The organism is Streptomyces sp. NPDC002754 (genome assembly GCF_053592315.1).
Map to the genome: position 1 here is coordinate 54,442 of NZ_JBSFVM010000031.1, position 22,088 is coordinate 76,529.

At 68.3% G+C, this 22,088-nt stretch carries 21 protein-coding genes and 1 pseudogene; 20 read left to right on the forward strand and 2 right to left on the reverse strand.

Annotation, left to right across the window (positions count from 1 at the left end; all coding sequences use genetic code 11):
• Positions 1 to 24: 24 nt before the first annotated feature.
• Together ACWD2L_RS34840 and ACWD2L_RS34845 are read left to right on the forward strand one after the other, a co-directional pair.
• On the forward strand, positions 25 to 930 hold the full coding sequence (locus ACWD2L_RS34840) for a tRNA (adenine-N1)-methyltransferase (RefSeq protein WP_351337459.1): 906 nt from the start codon (positions 25 to 27) through the stop codon (positions 928 to 930).
• A 233-nt stretch (positions 931 to 1,163) separates the two neighbouring features.
• Positions 1,164 to 1,739 (forward strand): hypothetical protein, encoded by a 576-nt coding sequence (locus ACWD2L_RS34845; protein WP_351337456.1) that lies wholly within the window; start codon positions 1,164 to 1,166, stop codon positions 1,737 to 1,739.
• An 85-nt stretch (positions 1,740 to 1,824) separates the two neighbouring features.
• Here ACWD2L_RS34845 and ACWD2L_RS34850 read toward each other — a convergent pair whose 3' ends face one another.
• The gene (locus tag ACWD2L_RS34850) at positions 1,825 to 2,139 is read right to left on the reverse strand and encodes a ferredoxin (RefSeq protein ID WP_351337453.1); all 315 of its coding nucleotides are present in this window, start codon (positions 2,137 to 2,139) and stop codon (positions 1,825 to 1,827) included.
• A 263-nt stretch (positions 2,140 to 2,402) separates the two neighbouring features.
• Here ACWD2L_RS34850 and arc point away from each other — a divergent pair, with 263 nt between their 5' ends.
• The 6 genes and pseudogenes from arc (at position 2,403) to prcA (ending at position 8,344) form a co-directional block, all read left to right on the forward strand.
• Entirely contained in the window at positions 2,403 to 4,169 is a 1,767-nt protein-coding gene (arc, locus tag ACWD2L_RS34855) for a proteasome ATPase (protein ID WP_351337450.1), read from the forward strand.
• Between the two features lie 280 nt (positions 4,170 to 4,449).
• Positions 4,450 to 5,961: a depupylase/deamidase Dop gene (dop, locus tag ACWD2L_RS34860; RefSeq protein ID WP_351337447.1), complete on the forward strand. Its 1,512-nt coding sequence runs from the start codon at positions 4,450 to 4,452 to the stop codon at positions 5,959 to 5,961.
• Between the two features lie 202 nt (positions 5,962 to 6,163).
• Positions 6,164 to 6,382, forward strand: a complete 219-nt coding sequence (locus ACWD2L_RS34865; RefSeq protein WP_306319237.1) for a ubiquitin-like protein Pup — start codon at positions 6,164 to 6,166, stop codon at positions 6,380 to 6,382.
• Positions 6,383 to 6,504: 122 nt separating this feature from the next.
• Positions 6,505 to 6,702, forward strand: a pseudogene (locus ACWD2L_RS34870) (endonuclease VII domain-containing protein); the annotation flags it as partial.
• Complete coding sequence (gene prcB, locus ACWD2L_RS34875; protein WP_351337443.1) at positions 6,654 to 7,499, forward strand: proteasome subunit beta; 846 nt, start codon at positions 6,654 to 6,656, stop codon at positions 7,497 to 7,499. The pseudogene ACWD2L_RS34870 and the gene prcB, both read left to right, overlap by 49 nt.
• 65 nt (positions 7,500 to 7,564) lie before the next feature.
• A complete protein-coding gene (prcA, locus tag ACWD2L_RS34880; RefSeq protein WP_351337440.1) occupies positions 7,565 to 8,344 on the forward strand; it encodes a proteasome subunit alpha in 780 nt (259 codons plus the stop codon).
• 56 nt (positions 8,345 to 8,400) lie between these two features.
• Here prcA and ACWD2L_RS34885 read toward each other — a convergent pair whose 3' ends face one another.
• Positions 8,401 to 9,447, reverse strand: coding sequence for a LacI family DNA-binding transcriptional regulator (locus tag ACWD2L_RS34885; protein WP_351337437.1), 1,047 nt, complete (start codon positions 9,445 to 9,447; stop codon positions 8,401 to 8,403).
• Positions 9,448 to 9,567: 120 nt separating this feature from the next.
• Between ACWD2L_RS34885 and ACWD2L_RS34890 the strand changes: the two genes are divergently transcribed.
• From ACWD2L_RS34890 to ACWD2L_RS34945, 12 genes are all read left to right on the forward strand, one after another.
• On the forward strand, positions 9,568 to 10,827 hold the full coding sequence (locus ACWD2L_RS34890; RefSeq protein WP_351337435.1) for an MFS transporter: 1,260 nt from the start codon (positions 9,568 to 9,570) through the stop codon (positions 10,825 to 10,827).
• Between the two features lie 9 nt (positions 10,828 to 10,836).
• Positions 10,837 to 12,198: a Pup--protein ligase gene (gene pafA, locus ACWD2L_RS34895; RefSeq protein WP_351337432.1), complete on the forward strand. Its 1,362-nt coding sequence runs from the start codon at positions 10,837 to 10,839 to the stop codon at positions 12,196 to 12,198.
• Positions 12,199 to 12,342: 144 nt separating this feature from the next.
• On the forward strand, positions 12,343 to 13,356 hold the full coding sequence (locus ACWD2L_RS34900) for an FKBP-type peptidyl-prolyl cis-trans isomerase (protein WP_351337429.1): 1,014 nt from the start codon (positions 12,343 to 12,345) through the stop codon (positions 13,354 to 13,356).
• An 84-nt stretch (positions 13,357 to 13,440) separates the two neighbouring features.
• The gene (locus tag ACWD2L_RS34905; RefSeq protein WP_351337426.1) at positions 13,441 to 13,815 is read left to right on the forward strand and encodes an FKBP-type peptidyl-prolyl cis-trans isomerase; all 375 of its coding nucleotides are present in this window, start codon (positions 13,441 to 13,443) and stop codon (positions 13,813 to 13,815) included.
• A gap of 129 nt (positions 13,816 to 13,944) precedes the next feature.
• Positions 13,945 to 14,898: a helix-turn-helix transcriptional regulator gene (locus tag ACWD2L_RS34910; RefSeq protein ID WP_351337423.1), complete on the forward strand. Its 954-nt coding sequence runs from the start codon at positions 13,945 to 13,947 to the stop codon at positions 14,896 to 14,898.
• Between the two features lie 14 nt (positions 14,899 to 14,912).
• Positions 14,913 to 15,869, forward strand: a complete 957-nt coding sequence (locus tag ACWD2L_RS34915) for a helix-turn-helix transcriptional regulator (protein WP_351337420.1) — start codon at positions 14,913 to 14,915, stop codon at positions 15,867 to 15,869.
• Positions 15,870 to 15,888: 19 nt separating this feature from the next.
• On the forward strand, positions 15,889 to 16,161 hold the full coding sequence (locus ACWD2L_RS34920; RefSeq protein ID WP_351337538.1) for a hypothetical protein: 273 nt from the start codon (positions 15,889 to 15,891) through the stop codon (positions 16,159 to 16,161).
• A gap of 9 nt (positions 16,162 to 16,170) precedes the next feature.
• Positions 16,171 to 16,368, forward strand: coding sequence for a G protein-coupled receptor family protein (locus ACWD2L_RS34925; RefSeq protein ID WP_351337417.1), 198 nt, complete (start codon positions 16,171 to 16,173; stop codon positions 16,366 to 16,368).
• A 260-nt stretch (positions 16,369 to 16,628) separates the two neighbouring features.
• On the forward strand, positions 16,629 to 16,922 hold the full coding sequence (gene tatA, locus ACWD2L_RS34930; protein WP_351337415.1) for a Sec-independent protein translocase subunit TatA: 294 nt from the start codon (positions 16,629 to 16,631) through the stop codon (positions 16,920 to 16,922).
• A gap of 51 nt (positions 16,923 to 16,973) precedes the next feature.
• Positions 16,974 to 17,948 (forward strand): twin-arginine translocase subunit TatC, encoded by a 975-nt coding sequence (gene tatC, locus ACWD2L_RS34935; protein ID WP_351337412.1) that lies wholly within the window; start codon positions 16,974 to 16,976, stop codon positions 17,946 to 17,948.
• Between the two features lie 42 nt (positions 17,949 to 17,990).
• Positions 17,991 to 18,881: a diacylglycerol kinase gene (locus ACWD2L_RS34940; RefSeq protein WP_351337409.1), complete on the forward strand. Its 891-nt coding sequence runs from the start codon at positions 17,991 to 17,993 to the stop codon at positions 18,879 to 18,881.
• Positions 18,882 to 18,957: 76 nt separating this feature from the next.
• Complete coding sequence (locus ACWD2L_RS34945) at positions 18,958 to 21,768, forward strand: DEAD/DEAH box helicase (RefSeq protein ID WP_451193111.1); 2,811 nt, start codon at positions 18,958 to 18,960, stop codon at positions 21,766 to 21,768.
• The last annotated feature ends 320 nt before the right edge of the window (positions 21,769 to 22,088 follow it).

Sequence of the window (22,088 nt, forward strand, 5' to 3'; positions counted from 1 at the left end):
CGCCGGGCCCGGTAGGCTGTTCACATGTCCGAACCGACCGGTGCCGCCCGCAGGCGCGGGCCCTTCACGGTCGGGGACCAGGTTCAGCTGACCGACCCCAAGGGCCGCCATCACACGTTCACGCTCGAAGAGGGAAAGAGCTTCCACACCCACAAGGGCTCCTTCCCGCACGACGAGCTGATCGGCGCACCCGAGGGCAGCGTTGTCCGTACCACCGGAAACGTCGCCTACCTCGCGCTGCGCCCCCTGCTCCCCGACTACGTCCTGTCCATGCCCCGCGGCGCCGCCGTGGTCTACCCCAAGGACGCGGGGCAGATCCTCGCCTTCGCCGACATCTTCCCCGGCGCGCGCGTCGTGGAAGCGGGCGTGGGCTCCGGCTCGCTCAGCAGCTTCCTGCTGCGCGCCATCGGCGACCAGGGCATGCTGCACTCCTACGAGCGCCGCGAGGACTTCGCCGACATCGCCAAGGGCAACGTCGAGCGCTACTTCGGCGGACCGCACCCCGCCTGGCAGCTCACCGTCGGCGACCTCCAGGACAACCTGTCCGACGGTGACGTCGACCGCGTCATCCTCGACATGCTGGCCCCCTGGGAGTGCCTGGACGTCGTCAAGAAGGCGCTCGTTCCCGGCGGCATCCTGTGCTGCTACGTGGCCACCACCACGCAGCTCGCCCGCACCGTCGAGTCCATCCGCGAGATCGGCTGCTTCAACGAGCCGACCTCCTGGGAGTCGATGATCCGCAACTGGCACGTGGAGGGCCTCGCCGTCCGCCCCGACCACCGGATGATCGGCCACACCGGCTTCCTGCTCACCGCCCGCCGTCTCGCGGACGGCGTCGAGCCGCCCATGCGCCGCCGCCGCCCCTCCAAGGGCGCCTACGGCGAGGACTACGACGGCCCGAATGCCGACGGCGGCAACCGCGGCCGCTGAGCCGCCGAAGCCGAGCCACCGGAAACGTACAACCGCACAACGCGAAAGCGCCGCCGCGGAGTTCCCCCGCACGCACGGGAACTCCGCGGCGGCGCTTGTTCGTTGACGAAGCGGCAGCACCAGGACCAGATATCACCGGAAGAAAGAACGGACCCCGCCGTTCCCGCGCACTGTGACGTATGGCACGATGCTGGCCACCCCCACCGGCACAGCCCTCACAGGAGACGCTCCTCGTGCAGCAATCCGCCGTCCCGGAACTGGCGCACACCACCACACGACCCATCCACTGGCTGGCCACCGCGGCCGCCCTCGCCGCCGTCGTCGCGGTCTCCGGCTTCCTGAAGCCGGGCTCCGCCACCGCGGCCCAGGCCGACCACAGGGCCCCCGCGGGCAAACCCGCGGCCGTGGCCCCGCCCGATCCCGCCGCCGTGCACTTCCCGCTCGACTGCGGGCCCGTCAAGACCGCCGTGGTCCAGAAGGCCGCTGGGGACCTGGACGGCGACGGACGCCCCGAGACGGTCGCCGTCGTCCGCTGCGACGCCGGCGTCGGCACACCACCCAGCGGCATCTACGTCGTCACCCAACCCGCCGGTGCCAAACCCCGCGTCGTCGCCACGCTCGTCACACCCAAGGACAACTACTCGGCGACCACGCTCGCCATACAGGACGGATCGGTCCTCGCCGAGCTGGACGGCTACTCCTCGGACTCCGTGCCCCGATACCGCCCGGACGTCCACGAGAAGGCCAAGTGGCAGTGGCAGGGCGGGGCGTTCGTCCGCTCCACGCCCTCCGAGGCCCGCGCCGCCTGACACCGCACACAACGGGCCCCGCCCGCCGGAAAACCGGCGAACGGGGCCCGTTCGTCTACGCAGAGTGAGCGGAGTGAGCAAAAAATTACTCGGCGTCAGGGCCGTGCACCTCGACCCTGTCCGAAACCCGCCGCACATGGATGCAGTCGCCCGGACACTCCTTCGCCGACGCCACCACATCCGTGAGAAGCGGAAGCGGCACGGGCGTTGACGCACCCACGTCCTGCAACAGCTCGTCGTCCGCGCTCTTCACATACGCCAGACCGTCGATGTCCAGCTCAAAGACCTCAGGGGCGTACTGCGCGCAGATCCCGTCCCCGGTGCACAGATCCTGGTCGATCCACACCTCCAGCGGAACGCTGCTTCCGGTGTCGGATCCGGCCTCTTGCCGCACGGTCATGTCTCCTGCGCTTTCCTGCGTCGCGGCCCCCGAAAACCTCCTTCAGAGGAGTAAGTCGGGCCAAGCCTGACGGGTGTTGAACGCTTCGACCCTACAACCGGCCGCTTTCCGATGTTGTTGGGTGGGTATTCCCCTGGCGTGAGGGAGAGCGCAAGGGTGAAGATCGGACACACCCCATCGTCTTTTTGATCTAGGGGTTTCAATCGACACCCGCCCAGGTAGGGTCTGGAAGCGTCCAGCTCCCCTTGGAGGAGGTGAGGACCGTGGCAGCCCACGACGACGACATCAACCGCGGCATCCGCCCGGGACGAGGGTCCGAAGACCCCGCCGGGCAGGTTGCCTATCTCGAGCAGGAAATCGCCGTCCTGCGGCGCAAGCTCGCCGACTCTCCGCGGCACACGAGGATTCTCGAAGAGCGGATCGTCGAGCTGCAGACAAACCTGGCCGGCGTGTCCGCTCAGAACGAGCGGCTCGCCAACACACTCCGTGAGGCCCGCGACCAAATCGTGGCCCTCAAGGAAGAAGTCGACCGGCTCGCACAACCGCCGGCAGGCTTCGGAGTCTTCCTCTCGGCCAACGAGGACGGCACTGCCGACATCTTCACCGGCGGCCGCAAACTCCGCGTGAACGTGAGCCCAAGCGTCGAACTCGAAGAGCTCCGACGCGGCCAGGAACTCATGCTCAACGAAGCGCTCAACGTGGTCGAGGCCATGGAGTTCGAGAGCGTCGGCGACATCGTCACCCTCAAGGAAATCCTCGAGGACGGCGATCGAGCCCTCGTGGTCGGGCACACCGACGAGGAACGGGTGGTACGGCTCGCCGAGCCGTTGCTGGACGTCACCATCCGCCCCGGCGACGCCCTGCTGCTCGAACCCCGATCCGGCTATGTCTACGAAGTCGTACCGAAGAGCGAAGTAGAGGAACTCGTCCTCGAAGAGGTCCCGGACATCGGCTACGAGCAGATCGGCGGCCTGGGCAACCAGATCGAACTGATCCGCGACGCGGTCGAGCTCCCCTACCTCTACCCGGACCTCTACAGGGAGCACGAACTGCGGCCGCCCAAGGGCGTCCTGCTGTACGGGCCCCCCGGATGCGGTAAGACCCTGATCGCCAAGGCAGTAGCCAACTCCCTGGCCAAGAAGGTCGCAGAAGTGACCGGAGTGGCCCAGGGCAAGAGCTACTTCCTCAACATCAAGGGTCCCGAACTTCTCAACAAGTACGTCGGCGAGACCGAGCGGCAGATCCGCCTCGTCTTCCAGCGTGCGAGGGAGAAGGCCAGCGAGGGCACCCCCGTCATCGTCTTCTTCGACGAGATGGAATCCCTCTTCCGCACCCGCGGCTCCGGCGTCAGCTCGGACGTCGAGAACACCATCGTCCCGCAGCTGCTCGCCGAGATCGACGGCGTCGAAGGCCTGCAGAACGTGGTCGTGATCGGCGCCTCCAACCGCGAGGACATGATCGACCCGGCCATCCTGCGGCCCGGACGACTCGACGTGAAGATCAAGATCGAGCGCCCGGACGCCGAAGCGGCCAAGGACATCTTCGGCAAGTACCTCACCGAACGCCTCCCGCTGCACATCGACGACGTCGAGGAGCACAGCAGCGACAAGGCAGCCACGGTCCACGCCATGATCCAGACGGCCGTGGAGCACATGTACACCGAATCCGAGGAAAACCGCTTCCTCGAGGTGACATACGCAAATGGCGACAAGGAAGTCCTCTACTTCAAGGACTTCAACTCCGGCGCAATGATCGAAAACATCGTCGGACGCGCCAAGAAGATGGCCATCAAGGCCTTCCTCGAACAGAACCAGAAGGGACTCAGGGTCTCCCACCTCCTGCAGGCTTGCATCGACGAGTTCAAGGAGAACGAGGACCTGCCCAACACCACCAACCCGGACGACTGGGCCCGAATCTCCGGCAAGAAGGGCGAGCGGATCGTCTACATCCGCACCCTCGTCACCGGAAAGCAGGGCGCGGACACCGGACGCTCCATCGACACGGTGGCGAACACCGGTCAGTACCTGTAAAAGACAGGGTGGCTGCGGGTGCCCGAACCGGGTACCCGCAGCCGACTGTTTTGCGGCAGCACTCCGCGGCGCACGACAGGAACCGACCACGCGAGCGACCGCGCGAAGCCGGAGCGAATCCAATGACGCAAATGATCTCCCCACCAGCGCAAAGGCGTTCTAGTCTCTTCCATGCCGCCGAGTCGCGCAGTGCGGGGACGGGCACCGCACACGCACCGGAGAACCAGCGGTACTTGAGCGGCGCCCCCGACCGAGGGCGCTGCCGGGCAAGGAGGGCCGCATGACCGTACGGCGAGTAATGGGCATCGAGACGGAATACGGGATCTCCGTCCCCGGCCACCCCAACGCCAATGCCATGCTCACCTCGTCCCAGATCGTCAATGCCTACGCCGCGGCGATGCACCGGGCCCGCAGGGCCCGCTGGGACTTCGAGGAAGAGAACCCGCTGCGCGACGCGCGAGGCTTCGACCTCGCACGCGAGGCCGCCGACTCGAGCCAGCTGACCGACGAGGACATCGGCCTGGCCAACGTCATCCTCACCAACGGCGCGCGCCTCTACGTGGACCACGCACACCCCGAATACAGCTCACCCGAGGTCACCAACCCCCGCGACGCCGTGCTCTGGGACAAGGCCGGCGAGCGCATCATGGCCGAGGCCGCGGACCGGGCGGCCCAGCTGCCCGGCGCCCAGCCCATCCACCTCTACAAAAACAACACCGACAACAAGGGCGCCTCCTACGGGACGCACGAGAACTACCTGATGAAGCGGGAGACCCCCTTCTCGGACATCGTGCGCCACCTGACGCCCTTCTTCGTCTCCCGCCAGGTGGTCACGGGCGCCGGCCGTGTGGGCATCGGTCAGGACGGCCACGAACACGGCTTCCAGCTCAGCCAGCGCTCCGACTACTTCGAGGTCGAGGTGGGCCTCGAGACCACCCTCAAGCGCCCGATCATCAACACCCGCGACGAGCCGCACTCCGACGCGGAGAAGTACCGCCGCCTGCACGTGATCATCGGCGACGCGAATCTGTCGGAGATCTCGACCTACCTCAAGCTCGGCACGACATCACTCGTTCTGTCCATGATCGAAGACGGTTTCATCGCGGTCGACCTGGCCGTGGACCAGCCCGTCCGCACCCTCCACCAGGTCTCCCACGACCCGTCCCTCCAACACCTGATCACTCTCCGTAGTGGCCGCACACTCACCGCGGTGCAACTCCAGATGGAGTACTTCGAGCTCGCCAGGAAGTACGTGGAGGAGCGCTTCGGCTCCGACGCGGACGACCAGACCAAGGACGTCCTGGCGCGCTGGGAGGACGTGCTGGGGCGCCTGGAGTCGGATCCCATGAGCCTGTCCGGCGAGCTCGACTGGGTCACCAAGCTCGAGCTCATGCAGGGCTACCGGCGCCGCGACAACCTCGAGTGGGACGCCGCCAAGCTGCACCTGCTCGACCTCCAGTACGCCGACGTACGGGCCGAGAAGGGCCTCTACAACCGCCTGGAGGCGCGCGGCAAGATGAAGCGCCTCCTGGACGAGACCGAGGTCGAGAACGCCCGTACGAAGCCGCCGGAGGACACCCGTGCGTACTTCCGCGGACGCTGCCTCGAGCAGTACGCGGACGACGTCGCGGCGGCCTCCTGGGACTCGGTCATCTTCGACCTCCCCGGCCGGGACTCGCTCCAGCGCGTCCCAACCCTGGAACCCCTTCGCGGAACGCGGAACCACGTGAAGGAGCTCCTGGACAGGTGCCGCACGGCCGAGGACCTGGTCCGGGTGCTGTCCGGCCAGTGACGGGCACCCGATCCACCGATGATCAATCACCGATCCAGGGCTGAAAAGTCGGTGGCAGGGGAATCACAGAGGTGGGCCCCGCACGTTGCACAAAGTGCGGGGCCGATGTCAGAGCCGACGCGTAGGGTTCTGATCACGAACGACCTGAGCGAACCACGTCGTCCCACGGCGTGGATGTCGAACCGAGCGGGGTGAGCTGGACATGGCAACCAAGGACACCGGCGGCGGACAGCAGAAGGCGACGCGCTCCACCGAGGAGGTCGAGGAGCAGGAGGTCGACGAGCAGTCGACCGAGGACCTCAAGGAGCGCCAGGAGAAGCTGAGCGATGACGTCGACTCCGTCTTGGACGAAATCGACGACGTCTTGGAGGAGAACGCAGAGGACTTCGTGAGGTCATTTGTGCAGAAGGGCGGGCAATAGCGGTCATGTCGGTCGCGGCCGACACGACCGTCTGCACGGGCTCCAGGTGTGGTGCCGGCAATGCGTGGCGGAATGCGGCGCCGCGTATTTCCGGCAAGCCGCACGCCGAGTGGTACCACAAGCTGAATGCCCCGGCAGTACATGTGGATCACTGCCACGAGACGGGTAGGGTCCGTGGCGTACTGTGCTTCAACTGCAATTCGGCCATCGGCAAGTTGGGGGATGACCTCGACACCGTCCGTCGGGCCGCTGCCTACTTGGAAGGAAACGCGTGGAAGCCAACCCTCGTAGCACCGGGCGTCTACCGGCTGCCTTCCTGACGCCGGGATCGTCGTCCTTCATGGACTTCCTGTCCGAGCACCAGCCCGAAATCCTGCCGGGCAACCGGCAGTTGCCGCCGACGCAGGGTGTCATCGAGGCCCCGCACGGCACGACCATCGTCGCGGTCGCGTTCCCCGGTGGCGTGGTACTCGCCGGTGACCGGCGGGCCACGATGGGGAACGTGATCGCGCAGCGCGACATCGAGAAGGTCTTCCCGGCGGACGAGTACTCGGCCGTGGGCATCGCCGGCACCGCCGGTCTGGCCGTCGAGATGGTGAAGCTCTTCCAGTTGGAGCTGGAGCACTTCGAGAAGGTCGAGGGTGCGCAGCTGTCGCTGGAGGGCAAGGCGAACCGGTTGTCGACCATGATTCGGTCGAACCTCGGGATGGCCATGCAGGGGCTGGCCGTTGTGCCGCTGTTCGCGGGTTACGACGTGGATCGCGAGAAGGGCCGGATCTTCTCGTACGACGTCACGGGTGGCCGGAGTGATGAGCACGGGTATGCCGCGACCGGCTCCGGTTCGGTGTTCGCGCGTGGGGCGATGAAGAAGCTCTACCGCGAGGACCTGACGGAGGAGCAGGCGACGACGTTGGTCGTGCAGGCGTTGTACGACGCGGCCGATGACGACTCGGCGACGGGTGGTCCGGACATGGCGCGGCGTATCTTCCCGATCGTCACGGTGATCACTGAGGACGGGTTCCGGCGGTTGTCGGACGATGAGTCGTCCGAGATCGCGCGGGCGGTTCTCGAGCGGCGTCTGGAGCAGCCGGACGGCCCGCGGGCCGCCCTGTTGTGAGCTGACCGCGCCTCTGCCTCTGGTTCCCCACTGACTTTTTACTGACAGAAAGGGACGGATAGCCGGTGTCGACGCCGTTCTATGTCTCACCCCAGCAGGCGATGGCCGACCGCGCGGAGTACGCGCGCAAGGGCATCGCTCGCGGTCGCAGCCTTGTCGTGCTGCAGTACGCCGATGGCATCGTGTTCGTCGGCGAGAACCCGTCCCGTGCTCTGCACAAGTTCAGCGAGATCTATGATCGGATCGGTTTCGCGGCCGCCGGTAAGTACAACGAGTACGAGAACCTTCGGATCGGTGGTGTGCGCTACGCGGATCTGCGGGGGTACACATACGACCGTGATGATGTGACGGCTCGTGGTCTGGCGAATGTGTACGCGCAGACGCTGGGCACGATCTTCTCCAGCGCGGGGGAGAAGCCGTACGAGGTGGAGTTGGTGGTCGCCGAGGTCGGGCAGTCGGCCGAGGGTGATCAGATCTACCGGCTTCCGCACGACGGGTCGATCGTCGACGAGCACGGCTCGGTGGCGGTCGGTGGCAGTGCGGAGCAGATCAGCAATTACCTGGATCAGGAGCACCGGGACGGCATGACGCTGTCCGAGGCCCTGAAGCTGGCCGTGACGGCGCTGTCGAGGGACACCAACGGGGGCGAGCGGGAGATTCCCGCGGAGCGCCTGGAGGTGGCGGTCCTGGACCGGACGCGGCCGCAGCAGCGGAAGTTCAAGCGGATCGTGGGGCGGCAGTTGTCGCGGCTGCTCACGGCCGAGGGGGCTGCCGCGACGACGGAGGCCGAGTCGGAGGCGGTGTCCGACGACGACGGACCTTCAGGTCCTTCAGAGGACAAGTAGCTCGTAGCGCGTCGTGTGCCCCGGCCGGTTGTCGAACCGGCCGGGGCACCCGTGTGTCAGGGGCGGGGTGCGGCCGGTCCCGTGGAGCCGCGCACGATCAACTCGACGGGGAGCGGGGTCGTTTCGGCCTCGCGTTCGTCGAGGACGGCGAGCAGGGCGCGCATGCCGTGGGCGCCGACCTCTTCGGCGGGCAGGCGCACGGTGGTGAGTTCGGGTTCGATCGCGGTGGCGAGGGAGAGGTCGTCGAAGCCGGTGACGGAGAGGTCGTCGGGGACGCGCAGGCCCATCCGGCGGGCGGCCTTGTAGGCGCCGGCGGCGAGCTTGTCGTCGTCGCAGACGATGGCGGTGGGCTCGACGAGGCCGGAGGTGCGCAGCGCTGTTTCGGTGGCGGCGACGGCGTCCTCGACGGTGAGGGCGGAGCGGACGGTGCGCACGGTGGTGTCGGGCAACTGTGCGGTGCGGGCAGCGAGTTCGCGGGCGCGGACGTCGAAGGTCCAGGACTGGACGGCGGAGGCGAGGTGCAGGAAGTTCCGGTGGCCGTGGGCGATGAGGTGGTCGGTGATCCGGCGGATGCCGTCGGCGAGGTCGAGGTTGACGGTGGTGGCGCCGGGGCTGCCCGCGGGGTCGCTGTCGAGCATGACGAGGGGGATGGGTGGGGTGTCGTCGCCGCGCAGGGCGGTGAGGGCGTCGGCGGCCATGGAGGAGGCGAGGATGCCGTCGAGTGCGGCGCGGGCGGAGGGGAAGGGGTCGCGCGCGGGGCCGATGCCGTCGGGTGACGGGTAGAGGATGACGCCGAAGTCGTGTTGTGCCGCGACGCGGGCCGCTCCGGTGTAGACCCCGGCGAAGAACTCGTTGGTGAGTGCGGGGACGACGAGGAGGGCGGTGCGGGTGCGGCCGGTGCGGAGGTTGCGGGCCGCGAGGTTGGGGCGGTAGCCGAGTCGCTCCGCGGCGGCGCGGACGCGTTCGGCGGTGGTCTCGGAGACTCGGCCGCGCCATTTGCCGCCCATGACGAGCGAGACGGCGGCCTGCGAGATGCCTGCCGCGCGGGCGACGTCTCTGCTGGTGGGGCGGGCGGTGGTGGTGCCGTCCGGGCCGCTGGTCACTGGTGCCTCCGTAGGGGTCGTCCGGGGTTCCCGACGTTAGCGGGTGGCTCTGTCCGCCGGGCACGTGGTACGTATAACGCCGAGACGTTATACGTAAAACTTCAAGGCGGGGGCGGGTCGATGGCAGCGGGTTATGCGGAGATCCTCAGGGCGCGGCACGCGATGCGGCTGCTCACCGGGACCCTGGTGGGCAGGTTGCCGAACGCGACGGCTCCGATCGCCGTCGTGCTCTTCATCCGGGCCGAGGGCGGCACGTACAGCCTGGCGGGCGCGCTCGCGGCGGTGTACGGGGTGGCGAACGCGATCGGGCAGCCGCTCCTGGGGCGCCTCGTCGACCTGCGGGGCCAGCCGCTGGTGCAGCTGCCGGCGGCGATCCTGTCGGGCCTCGCGATGACGGTCTTCGCGTTCGTCGGGATGGACTCGCTGCCGTTGGCGTACGCGGCGATGGCCCTGGCCGGGCTGTTCACGCCGCCGCTCGAGGGCGGTCTGCGTGCGCTGTGGCCGAGTGTGCTGGCGCGTGAGGAGCAGGTGCACACGGCGTACGCGATGGACGCGATCGCGCAGGAAGTCATGTTCACCGTAGGGCCGTTGCTGGTGACCCTGTGCGTGTCGTTGTGGTCGGCGCAGGCCGCGCTCGTGGTGCTCAACGTGATCGGCGTGTTGGGCGCGCTCTCCGTGGTGCTGTCGAAGCCTTCGCGCGCGTGGCGTTCGGCTCCGCGCGAGGCGCATTGGCTGGGCGCGTTGCGCTCGTCTGGGCTGCTGGTCCTGCTCGTTGCCTTCTTGTTCATCGGGATCGCGCTCGGTTCGATCACCGTGGCGGCGATGTCGTATGCGGAGGGGCGCGGCGGCGATGCCGTGTACGGCTGGCTGATGGCGGCGATCGGGTTGGGCGCGCTGGTGGGTGGCAGCATGTATGGGGCCCGCCAGTGGAGTGGCGCTCCGGAGGCGCGACTTCGGTGGCTGGTGGCGCTCCTTGCCTTGTTCTACGTGCCGTTGGTCCTGATGCCGGGTCCGGTGGCGATGGTGGCTCTGATGGTGGTGGCGGGGGTGTTCCTCGCGCCGTGCATCGCGTGTGCGTTCATCGTGGTGGACCGGCACGCGCCGCGGGGCACGGTGACGGAGGCGTTCTCGTGGCTCGTGACGACGTTCATGGTCGGCTCCAGTGTGGGAACGGCCGTGGCGGGCCCGGTCGTCGAGTGGGCCGGCACACGGTGGGGTTTCGCCGTTCCGGCGGTCGCCGGCGCGCTCGCGCTGGTCGTCCTGGTTTCAACGGCTCGGGTCCTGGCGGAGCCGCGCACGTCCGGGCGTGTCGCACGCTCTTCGGAAAATGATCCAAACCGTGCCGTCGAACCCCGTTTCAGCTCGGGGGATCGGGCGTAATGTTCAGTCATGGACCGCCGCATTTTCGGGCTGGAGAACGAGTACGGCGTCACGTGTACGTTTAGGGGACAGCGCCGCCTGTCTCCTGACGAGGTGGCGCGGTACCTCTTCCGCCGTGTCGTGTCATGGGGCCGCAGCAGCAATGTCTTTCTGCGGAACGGTGCCCGCCTTTACCTCGACGTCGGGTCGCATCCGGAATACGCAACTCCCGAATGTGACAACGTGACCGAGTTGGTCACGCACGACAAGGCGGGCGAGCGCATTCTGGAAGGCCTGCTCGTCGACGCCGAACGCCGCCTGCACGAGGAGGGGATCGCGGGCGACGTATACCTGTTCAAGAACAACACCGACTCGGCGGGTAACTCCTACGGCTGCCATGAGAACTACTTGGTGGCGCGGCACGGGGAGTTCTCACGGCTCGCGGACATTCTCATCCCCTTCCTGGTCACAAGGCAGTTGCTGTGCGGTGCGGGCAAGGTGCTGCAGACTCCGCGCGGTGCCGTGTACTGCGTGAGCCAGCGTGCCGAGCACATCTGGGAGGGCGTCAGCTCCGCGACGACGCGCTCCCGGCCGATCATCAACACCAGGGACGAACCGCACGCGGACGCCGAGCGCTATCGCCGTCTGCACGTCATCGTCGGCGACTCGAACATGTCGGAGACGACGATGCTGTTGAAGGTCGGCGCCACCGACCTCGTGCTGCGCATGATCGAGGCGGGCACGGTGATGCGGGACCTCACCCTGGAGAACCCGATCCGGGCGATCCGCGAGGTGAGTCACGACATCACGGGTCGCCGCAAGGTGCGGCTCGCCAGTGGCCGGGAGGCCTCGGCTCTCGAGGTGCAGCGCGAGTACTACGAGAAGGCCGTGGACTTCGTCGATCGCCGGGGGATCCGCACCGGCACCGTCGAGCAGGTCCTCGAGCTGTGGGGTCGCACGCTCGACGCCATCGAGTCCGAGGATCTGGACCGGGTGGGCACCGAGATCGACTGGGTCATGAAGTACAAGCTCATCGAGCGTTATCGCGCGAAGCACAACATGACGATGTCGCACCCGAGGGTCGCGCAGATAGACCTCGCGTATCACGACATCCACCGGCAGCGCGGTCTCTACTACCTCCTGGAGAAGAAGGGCCAGGCCAAGCGGATCTGCAACGATCTGAAGATCTTCGAAGGCAAGTCGGTGCCGCCGCAGACCACGCGCGCGAGGCTGCGCGGTGACTTCATTCGCCGTGCCCAGGAGCAGCGCCGTGACTTCACGGTCGACTGGGTGCATCTGAAACTGAACGATCAGGCGCAGCGCACGGTGCTGTGCAAGGACCCGTTCCGCAGTGTGGACGATCGGGTGGAGAAGTTGATCGCCGGTATGTGATCGCCGGTATGTGGGCGCACACGCTGAGCAATCCGGCCGGGGGCCTCGTACGAATCATTCGTACGAGGCCCCCGGCCGTCCCTTGGAATGTCAGGGACAGGGCCTAGAGTGGCCGGACCTTATTCGAGCGACCTGAGGACCACTGTGCGACGCCGACTTGCAGCTCTACTGATCGTGCCGGCACTGGCGCTGACCGCGACGGCTTGCGGCGGCGATGACGGCAACAAGGATTCGGCGGACAAGGCCGACTCGTCCTCCTCGCCGAAGGGGGCCGCGGTGCCGAAGGCGGTCGACAAGGCCGACCCGATGCCGGCGGTGTCGGGGGCGTACGGCAAGCAGGCGAAGATCTCGCTGCCGAAGGGCGACCCGAGCGACAAGTTCGTCGTGCACACGGTGTCGCAGGGTGACGGTCCGGCGGTGAAGAAGAACGACCTGGTGTCGATGAACTTCACCGGAAAGGTCTGGAAGGGCGGCAAGGACCTCGGGTCCACGTACGGCGCGCAGGGCGGTGGCGACCAGATGGTGACCGCGGGCGCCGAGGGTCAGCTTCCGGCGTTCTCGCAGGCCGTGCTCGGGCAGAAGGAGGGCAGCCGGGTCCTCGTCGTGGCGCCGCCGGCCGCGGGCTTCGGCAGCCAGGGCAACCAGCAGGTGGGCATCAAGGGCTCGGACACGCTCGTCTTCGCCCTGGACGTCGGCAAGGTCATCCCGAAGAAGGCCGCGGGCAAGCAGGCCTCGATCCCGTCGGACCTGCCGCAGATCCAGGCCGACAAGGAAGAGCCGGCGACGATCTCGATCCCGAAGAGCGACCCGCCGAAGAAGCTGGTCGACAAGGTCCTGATCCAGGGCAAGGGTGACGAGGTCAAGAAGGGCCAGACGGTCACCATGCAGTACAGCGGTGCCGCCTGGAAGATCAACGAGGGCAAGAAGAAGGCCGCGCTGTTCGACTCGTCCTGGAAGAGCGGCCAGCCGTTCACGACGCCGATCGGCGGCGGCCAGGTCATCAAGGGCTGGGACAACGGGCTCGTCGGCAAGCACGTCGGTGACCGGGTGCTCCTGGTGATCCCGCCGGAGCAGGCGTACGGCAAGAAGGCGCAGGGCAAGACGCTGCCGGCCAATTCGACGCTGGTCTTCACGGTCGACATCCTCGCCGCACACTGAGCGGCACACTGAGCGGCACACTGAGCCGCAGAAGATGGCAGACTGTCCCGTTTGCAGAGCAGTCAACAAGCAGGAGCACTTCACGTGAACATCGACAAGCCCGAGGTCGACTTCCCGATCGGTGACGCACCGGCGGACCTCCAGATCGAGGAGCTCTGGGAGGGCGACGGCGCCGAGGCCAAGGCCGGCGACTTCGTGAAGGTCCACTACGTGGGCGTGGCCTTCTCCACCGGCGAGGAGTTCGACGCCTCGTGGAACCGCGGCAACCCGCTGGAGTTCCAGCTCGGTGCCGGTCAGGTCATCGCGGGCTGGGACAAGGGCGTGCAGGGCATGAAGGTCGGCGGTCGTCGTCGGCTGACCATCCCGGCGCACCTCGCGTACGGGGACCGTGGCGCCGGCGGCGGCCGCATCGCCCCCGGCGAGACGCTGATCTTCGTGTGTGACCTGATCGCCGTCTGAGCCAGTCGCACTCCGACCGCAAGCGGTCAACCCTGGGCCCATGCCAGCTGGCATGGGCCCTCGGCTTTTGCCGCGACACTCCCGAGCGGTACGGTCGTCCGTCGGGAGTCACCTTCAGAAAGGGCGTCGATGGCGATTGCCAAGGCCGAGCGGCTGATGAATCTGGCGCTGTGTCTGCTCGGGACGCGGCGTCCGCTCAGCAAGCGCGAGCTGCGCGGCTCCATCGAGGCCTACCTCGAAGCGGGCAGCGACGATTCCTTCAACCGGATGTTCGAGCGCGACAAGGACGATCTGCGCGAACTCGGCCTGGTCATCGAGACCGTGGAGAACCTGGACGGCGAGGTCGGATATCTGGCCGGCCGTGACAGCAACCGCCTGCCGCCCGTCACGCTCGACGCGGAGGAGGCCGCCGCCCTCGGCCTCGCCGCGAAGGTCTGGCAGCAGGCCCGCCTCGCCGGAGCGGCGAGCGGCGCCCTGCAGAAGCTGCGCGCGGCCGGGATGCCCGAGGACGTGGACCCGTACGAGAGCCATGGCGCGCTCGAACCCAGGATCCCGGCGCACGAGGCGTCCTTCGAGCCGCTGATGCTGGCCTGCCGCGACCGGCGCCCTGTCGTCTTCGACTACCGCAAGGCCACGGCCGTCCGGCCCGAGCAGCGGCACGTCGAGCCGTGGGCCCTGGAGTGCTGGCGCGGCCACTGGTACCTCGCGGGCTGGGATCGGGACCGGCAGGCCGAGCGGGTCTTCCGGCTGTCCCGGATCACCGGCAAGGTGCGTTCGCGCGCAGGACAGTTCAAGGTGCCCGTGCCGGATGTGGTGACCGTGCGGGAGACCGTCGCGAGTTGGGCGGGGGAGACCGCCGACCGCTCCGCGCTGATCAGGCTGCGGACGGGCGCCGGCTACCCGCTGCGCGCCAAGGCCGCCTCCGTGCGCGAGCTCGGCGGGGGCTGGGACGAGATGGAGATCCCGTACGGGCACGGGCTCGACGCCTGGCTCGTGGAGTTCGGGCCTGACGTGGTGGTGCTGGAGCCCGCGGAACTGCGGGCCGATGTCGTGGACCGGCTGCGCGCCGTGGCCAAGGGCTGAGGGGGAGTACGCAGATGGCTTCCAACGCCATTGACCAGACCCGGCGGATGTTGTCCCTGGTGACGTATCTGCGCGAGCGCCCCGGCGCGCGCGTGGAGGATGTCGCGCGGGCCTTCGGCATCACCGAGGACGAGCTGATCTCCGACTTGGACGTGCTGCCGCTGTGCGGAACGAGCTTCCGCGGCGGCGATCTGCTGGACATCGACACCGACGGCGACCGCATCTGGTGGCACAACCCCGACGATGTCGCGGAGCCGCTGCGGATCGCCGCCGACGAGGCGACCGCGCTTCTGGTGGCGGCCCGCGCGGTCGCGACGCTGCCGGGGCTGCGGGAGAGCGACCGTCTCGCGCTGCTGCGGGCGACCGCGAAGCTGGAGACCGCGGCCGGTGAGGTGGCCGGCGCCAGCGCGCGCCTGAGCGTCACCTTCGAGTCGGAGGGCGGCGTCTTCGCGGACGTCGACCGGGCGATCTCGGAGCGGCGCCGGCTGTGGATCCGCTACTACTCACCCGCCCGCGACGAGGTCACCGAGCGGGAGATCGACCCGATCCGGCTCGTGAGCGTGGGGCACACCTACGTAGAGGCGTGGTGTCGTCGTTCGGAGGCGCGGCGGACGTTCCGGCTCGACCGGGTCGCCGAGATCAAGGTCCTGGACGAGCCGTCGGCGCCGCCGGAGGTCGAACTGCGGGATCTGTCCGAGGGGCTTGTGCAGCCCGCGGCCGAGGACCCCGAGGTGGTCGTCGAGGTCGGCCCCGGTGGCCGCTGGGTCGCCGAGTACTACCCGCACGACAGCGCCGAGGAGCTGCAGGACGGCGGGCTGCGGATCACGCTGCGCACGCCGGAGCCGTCCTCGCTGCGCAGGCTCGCGCTGCGGCTCGGCCGGGACGGGCACATCGTGGCGCCCGCCGAGCTGGCGACCAGCGCGCGGGACGCGGCGCGCGAGGCGCTCGTGGCGTACGACGGGGCGGCGTGAGGTGCGAGACATGACGGGTATGGCCGGATTCACTGATATCGCCGAAATGTCCCCCACGGCGTCGACCGTCGCGCCCGTCGTCTTCAGGGCCGCCTGCCCCGACTGTCGCGCCCGCTTCGAACTGGCCGCGACGGCGATCCGGTTGGCGATCGGGGCCAGCCGCCGCACCACGTTCTACTCGTTCACCTGCCCCGAGTGCGAGACCTCGGTGCGCAAGCCCGCCGGTGAGCGCATCATCGAACTCCTCACCGGTGGCGGGGTGCGCACGCTGCGTCTCCACCAGACCGTCTAGGCTCGGCGCATGTTCTGGGCGATGCTGGCGGTTGCTGTGGGTTTCGTGGGGCTCGCCGTGCTGGCGGTCCTCGCGGTGCGGGTCTTCGTCGAGGCGCAGCGCCTCGGGAGTCAAGTGGCCGACACCACGCAGCGGATCAACCGCGCGGCGGAGGACCTCGAGCGGGCCGCCGTGGGTGTCGCGAAGGCCGGCGGCGACGTGGTCTGACGGCCCGTCGGCGCCCTCGGCGGGAGCGTGGAAAGCGCTTTACCGTCGCGGCCTGTCCCGTTGTCGTGGTCGGCGGGTACGCTCCCTTTGGCGGTCCGGTAGTGAGGCGCGGTCCGCAATTGGGAGGACGCACGGGCATTGCCTCGTGTTTACCCCCACGGGATACGATCGCTGCCAGCACGGTGGTCGGACAACAGTCCGAGGTCCGATCGGTACCGGCAGCCCCGCCCCCTGCCGCCTCAGTGAGAAGGTAAACGGATATGTTCGGAAGGCTCGGTGCACCCGAGATCATCCTGATCCTCGTAGTGGTCATTCTGCTGTTCGGCGCGAAGAAGCTTCCCGACATGGCGCGTTCGCTGGGCAAGTCGGCCCGCATCCTCAAGAGCGAGGCCAAGGCCATGAAGGGCGAGGGCGGCGACAAGACGGCCGCTCCCTCCGACGCGCCGCAGGACGCCAAGGACACCGCGGTACCGCGCACCATCCAGGCGTCCCCCGGCGACGTGGACAGCTCGCGTCCCGTGAACGAGCAGACGAACCAGACGACCAAGAGCTGATCGAAGGCCGCGCCTGCCATGGCGGCCTGCCGCACGAGATGAGGACGTGGGTTGCTCAAGTCTGCCCGCAAACAGGAGAAGGATCCCGAGGGGCGGATGCCGCTCGCGGAGCACCTGCGTGAGCTCCGCAACCGGCTCGCGAAGGCGCTCGTGGGCATCGTCGCGATCACGATCGTCGCCGCGTTCTTCTACAACGACATCATCAATGTGATCACCAAGCCGATCCTCGACTCGGTCGGCTGCGCACAGTCGTTCTCCGAGCTGGCGAAGACGACATCGGACAAGCCCTGCGCCCAGATCACCCTCAACGGCCTGCTGACCCCCTTCACCCTCGCTCTGAAGGTGTCGCTGATGGTCGGCGTCGTCGGCGCCTCGCCGGTCTGGCTGTACCAGCTCTGGGGCTTCGTCGCGCCGGGTCTGCACCGGCACGAGAAGAAGTACGCGTACGCGTTCGTGGCCACGGGCGCCCCGCTCTTCATGATCGGCGCCTACTTCGCCTACACGGTGCTGCCGACGACGGCGAAGGTCCTCATCGACTTCACGCCGGGCAACGCCCAGAACCTGCTGCCGCTCGACGATCTGCTCGACCTCGTGCTGCGCATGGTGCTCGTCTTCGGACTCTCCTTCGAGCTGCCCCTGCTGCTGATCTTCCTCAACCTCATCGGGGCGATCACCGGCAAGCGGATGCTCGGCTGGTGGCGCGCGATGATCATGGGCATCACGGTGTTCGCGGCCGTGGCGACGCCGAGCACCGACCCGGTGACCATGCTGCTGCTCGCCGGGCCCATCTGGATCCTCTACTTCGGAGCGGTGATCTTCTCGCTGCTCAACGACCGGCGCAGGCGGCTGAGCGAGGCCGCGGGACCCGATGACGACGAGGCCTCCGAGCTCGACCTGACGCCCGATGACATCGGCGAGATCGAGCCCGTCCCGGCGAGCCGGGCGCTCCCGGAGCAGGCGACCTCCGAGCGGCCGGACACGGCGACGCGACCGGACCGGATCAACGGTTACGACGATGTGACCTGAGGTAACTCCTGTTCGGAGCTGGGCACTTGTTAGTGTCCGCACGTGAGCTGTGAGATCACCCTCTTCGTCAATCCCACCGCGGGACGCGGCCGGGGCGCACACGCTGCGCAGCCGGCCGCTTCCGCTTTGCGGGCAGCCGGTTTCCAGGTGCGCACCGTCGTCGGAACGGACGCCGACGACGCCCTGGCACGCGCGCGTGAAGCGGTGGCGGAGGGGACCGGGGCGCTGGTGGCCGTCGGCGGGGACGGCCTCGTGAACCTCGCGCTGCAGGCGGTCGCCGGGACCGACACACCGCTCGGGATCGTCGCCGTGGGGACCGGCAACGACTTCGCCCGTGCGCTCGGCCTTCCGATACGTGACCCGGCCACGGCCGGCCGGCTCGTCGCCGACGCGCTGAAGGGCTCGCGGACCCGGGAGGTCGACCTCGGCCGGATCGGCGACCACTGGTTCGGCACTGTGCTCGCCTCCGGCTTCGACTCACGCGTCAACGACCGCGGCAACCGGATGCGGCTGCCGATCGGCCGCTTCAAGTACGATCTGGCGATCGCGCTGGAACTGGCCACCTTCAAGGCGGTGCCCTTCAAGCTGACGCTCGACGACGGTTCCGTGCGCGAGGTCGCCGCGACGCTGATCGCCGTCGGCAACGGGACGTCGTACGGCGGTGGCATGAGGATCTGCGCGGAGGCCGACATGAGCGACGGTCTTTTCGACGTGACCGTGGTCGGGGACTGCTCCCGTACGACCCTGATGAAGGTGTTCCCACGCGTCTACAAGGGGACCCACATCGGCCACCCCGCGGTGAGCGTGTACCGGGCGGCGCGTGTCGAGTTGGCCGCCGGGGGCATCACGGGTTACGCGGACGGGGAGCCGGTCGGCGCGTTGCCGCTGGTCGCGCGGTGCGTGCCGGGGGCGGTGCGGATCCTCACCGGCTGATCCGCCGGACGGGCCCTAGTCCTAACCGGATAATGATCGTCCGATGTCAGTGGTCGTCGGTAGGCTGGAAAACACGATGACAGAGGACCTCTCACCGGCCGAGCGGTATGCGGCAGCCCGTAAGCGGGCCGCCGAGCAGGCCACCGCATTCGCGACCTTCCGCGAGATGTACGACTTCGGCCTCGACCCCTTCCAGATCGAGGCGTGCCAGGCGCTGGAGGCGGGCAAGGGCGTCCTGGTCGCGGCGCCCACCGGCTCCGGCAAGACGATCGTCGGCGAATTCGCCGTACACCTTGCCCTGGAGCAGGGCAAGAAGTGTTTCTACACGACCCCCATCAAGGCCCTGTCGAACCAGAAGTACCAGGACCTCTCGAAGCGCTATGGCGCGGACAAGGTCGGCCTGCTCACGGGCGACAACAGTGTGAACAGTGACGCGCCCGTGGTCGTCATGACCACCGAAGTGCTGCGCAACATGCTGTACGCGGGCTCGCGGTCGCTCCTCGGGCTCGGCTACGTCGTCATGGACGAGGTGCACTACCTCTCAGACCGCTTCCGTGGCGCCGTCTGGGAAGAGGTGATCATTCACCTCCAGGAGTCCGTGACCCTCGTCTCCCTGTCGGCGACGGTGTCGAACGCGGAGGAGTTCGGCGACTGGCTCGACACCGTGCGCGGTGACACCGAAGTGATCGTCTCCGAGCACCGGCCCGTGCCCCTGTTCCAGCACGTGCTCGCCGGGCGCCGGATGTACGACCTCTTCGAGGAGGGTGAGGGCAGCAAGAAGGCGGTCAACCCCGACCTGACGCGGATGGCGCGCATGGAGGCCAGCCGCCCCTCGTACCAGGACCGCAGACGCGGCCGGCACATGCGCGAGGCCGACAGGGAGCGGGAGCGCAGACAGCGCTCCCGGATCTGGACGCCGGGCCGCCCCGAGGTCATCGAGCGCCTCGACTCCGAGGGACTGCTGCCCGCCATCACGTTCATCTTCAGCCGGGCCGCCTGCGAGGCCTCCGTCCAGCAGTGCCTGTACGCGGGCCTCAGACTCAACGACGAGGACGCGCGGGCCGAGGTCCGCTCGATCGTCGAGGAGCGCACGGCGGCCATTCCCGACGAGGATCTGCACGTCCTCGGCTACTTCGAGTGGCTCGAAGGTCTTGAGCGCGGCATCGCCGCGCACCACGCGGGCATGCTGCCGACCTTCAAGGAGGTCGTCGAGGAGCTGTTCGTGCGCGGCCTGGTGAAGGCCGTGTTCGCGACGGAGACGCTCGCGCTCGGCATCAACATGCCTGCCAGGTCGGTGGTGTTGGAGAAGCTCGTCAAGTGGAACGGCGAGCAGCACGCGGACATCACGCCCGGTGAGTACACGCAGCTCACAGGTCGTGCCGGGCGTCGTGGCATCGATGTCGAGGGCCACGCCGTGGTGCTGTGGCAGCGCGGCTTCAGCCCCGAGTACCTGGCGGGGCTCGCGGGTACGCGCACGTACCCGCTCAAGTCGAGCTTCAGGCCGTCGTACAACATGGCGGTGAACCTGGTCGACCAGTTCGGCCGCCACCGGTCGAGGGAGCTCCTGGAGACGTCCTTCGCCCAGTTCCAGGCGGACCGCTCGGTCGTGGGCATCTCGCGGCAGGTGCAGAAGAACGAGGAGGGGCTCGAGGGCTACCAGGAGTCCATGACCTGCCACCTCGGCGATTTCGAGGAGTACGCCCGGCTGCGGCGCGAACTCAAGGACCGCGAGACCGAGTTGGCCAAGCAGGGTGCCGCACAGCGGCGCGTCCAGGCGGCGGCCGCGCTGGAGAAGCTGAAGCCCGGTGACGTCATCCATGTGCCGACGGGGAAGTTCGCGGGCCTCGCGCTCGTGCTCGACCCGGGCCTGCCGGCCGGCCGGTCCAACGGGCATCGCGGCTTCGAGCACCACGACGGCCCGAGACCGCTGGTGCTGACCGCCGAGCGCCAGGTCAAGCGGCTCGCCTCGATCGACTTCCCGGTGCCCGTGGAGGCGCTGGACCGGATGCGCATCCCGAAGTCGTTCAACCCGCGCTCGCCGCAGTCCCGGCGCGATCTGGCCTCCGCGCTGCGCACCAAGGCCGGCCACATCGTGCCGGACCGGCACAAGAAGAAGGGCCGCTCGGAGGCGGCGGACGACCGGGAGATCGCGCGGCTGCGGGCTGAGTTGCGGGCGCATCCGTGCCACGGCTGCTCCGACCGCGAGGACCACGCGCGGTGGGCCGAGCGCTATTACCGGCTCAAGCGGGACACCGGGCAGCTGGAGCGGCGGATCGAGGGGCGCACGAACACGATCGCGCGGACCTTCGACCGCATCGTCAAGCTGCTCACCGAGATGGACTATCTGCGCGGCGACGAGGTGACCGAGCACGGCAAGCGGCTCGCCCGCCTCTACGGCGAGCTGGACCTGCTCGCCAGTGAGTGCCTGCGGGACGGCGTCTGGGAGGACCTGAACCCGGCCGAACTCGCGGCGTGCGTCTCGGCGTTGGTGTTCGAGGCGCGGGTCGCGGACGACGCGCTCGCGCCCAAGCTGCCCGCGGGAAAGGCCAAGGCGGCGCTCGGCGAGATGGTGCGGATCTGGGGCCGGCTCGACGCCCTGGAGGAGGAGTTCCGGATCAACCAGGCGGAGGGCGTCGGCCAGCGCGAGCCCGACCTCGGCTTCGCCTGGATCGCCTACCAGTGGGCCTCGGGCAAGGGGCTCGACGAGGTGCTGCGGGAGGCCGAGATGCCGGCCGGCGACTTCGTGCGCTGGTGCAAGCAGGTCATCGACGTGCTGGGGCAGATCGCGGCGGCCGCCCCCACGGAGGGCTCCACGGTGGGGCGCAATGCGCGCAAGGCCGTGGACGCCGTACGCAGGGGAGTCGTCGCCTACTCCTCGGTGGGGTAGAAGCGAGGCGTACGTCGGCGGGCCCACCCGGATGCCGGGTGGGCCCGCCGCTGCGTTCGGCCACATTCGCGCGCGCGGACGCCATTGCTCCATGTGTGCGATTCGCGACCGAGCGTGCAAATGGGGCGAGTGTATTCCTGTCGTGGGGACGATTTCAGGGCCTTGCTGAATATGACCCGGCGATGATCCGGCGGGACTAAGCTCGCACGCAGCGAACCGAGTTGAGATGGATTCGGCCGCTTGTTCCCTTATGCGCCGAAGTTCCGTGATGTGGCGCACCTGAAGCGTGACGAACCATCCTGAATCTCCGACGTTCCCAG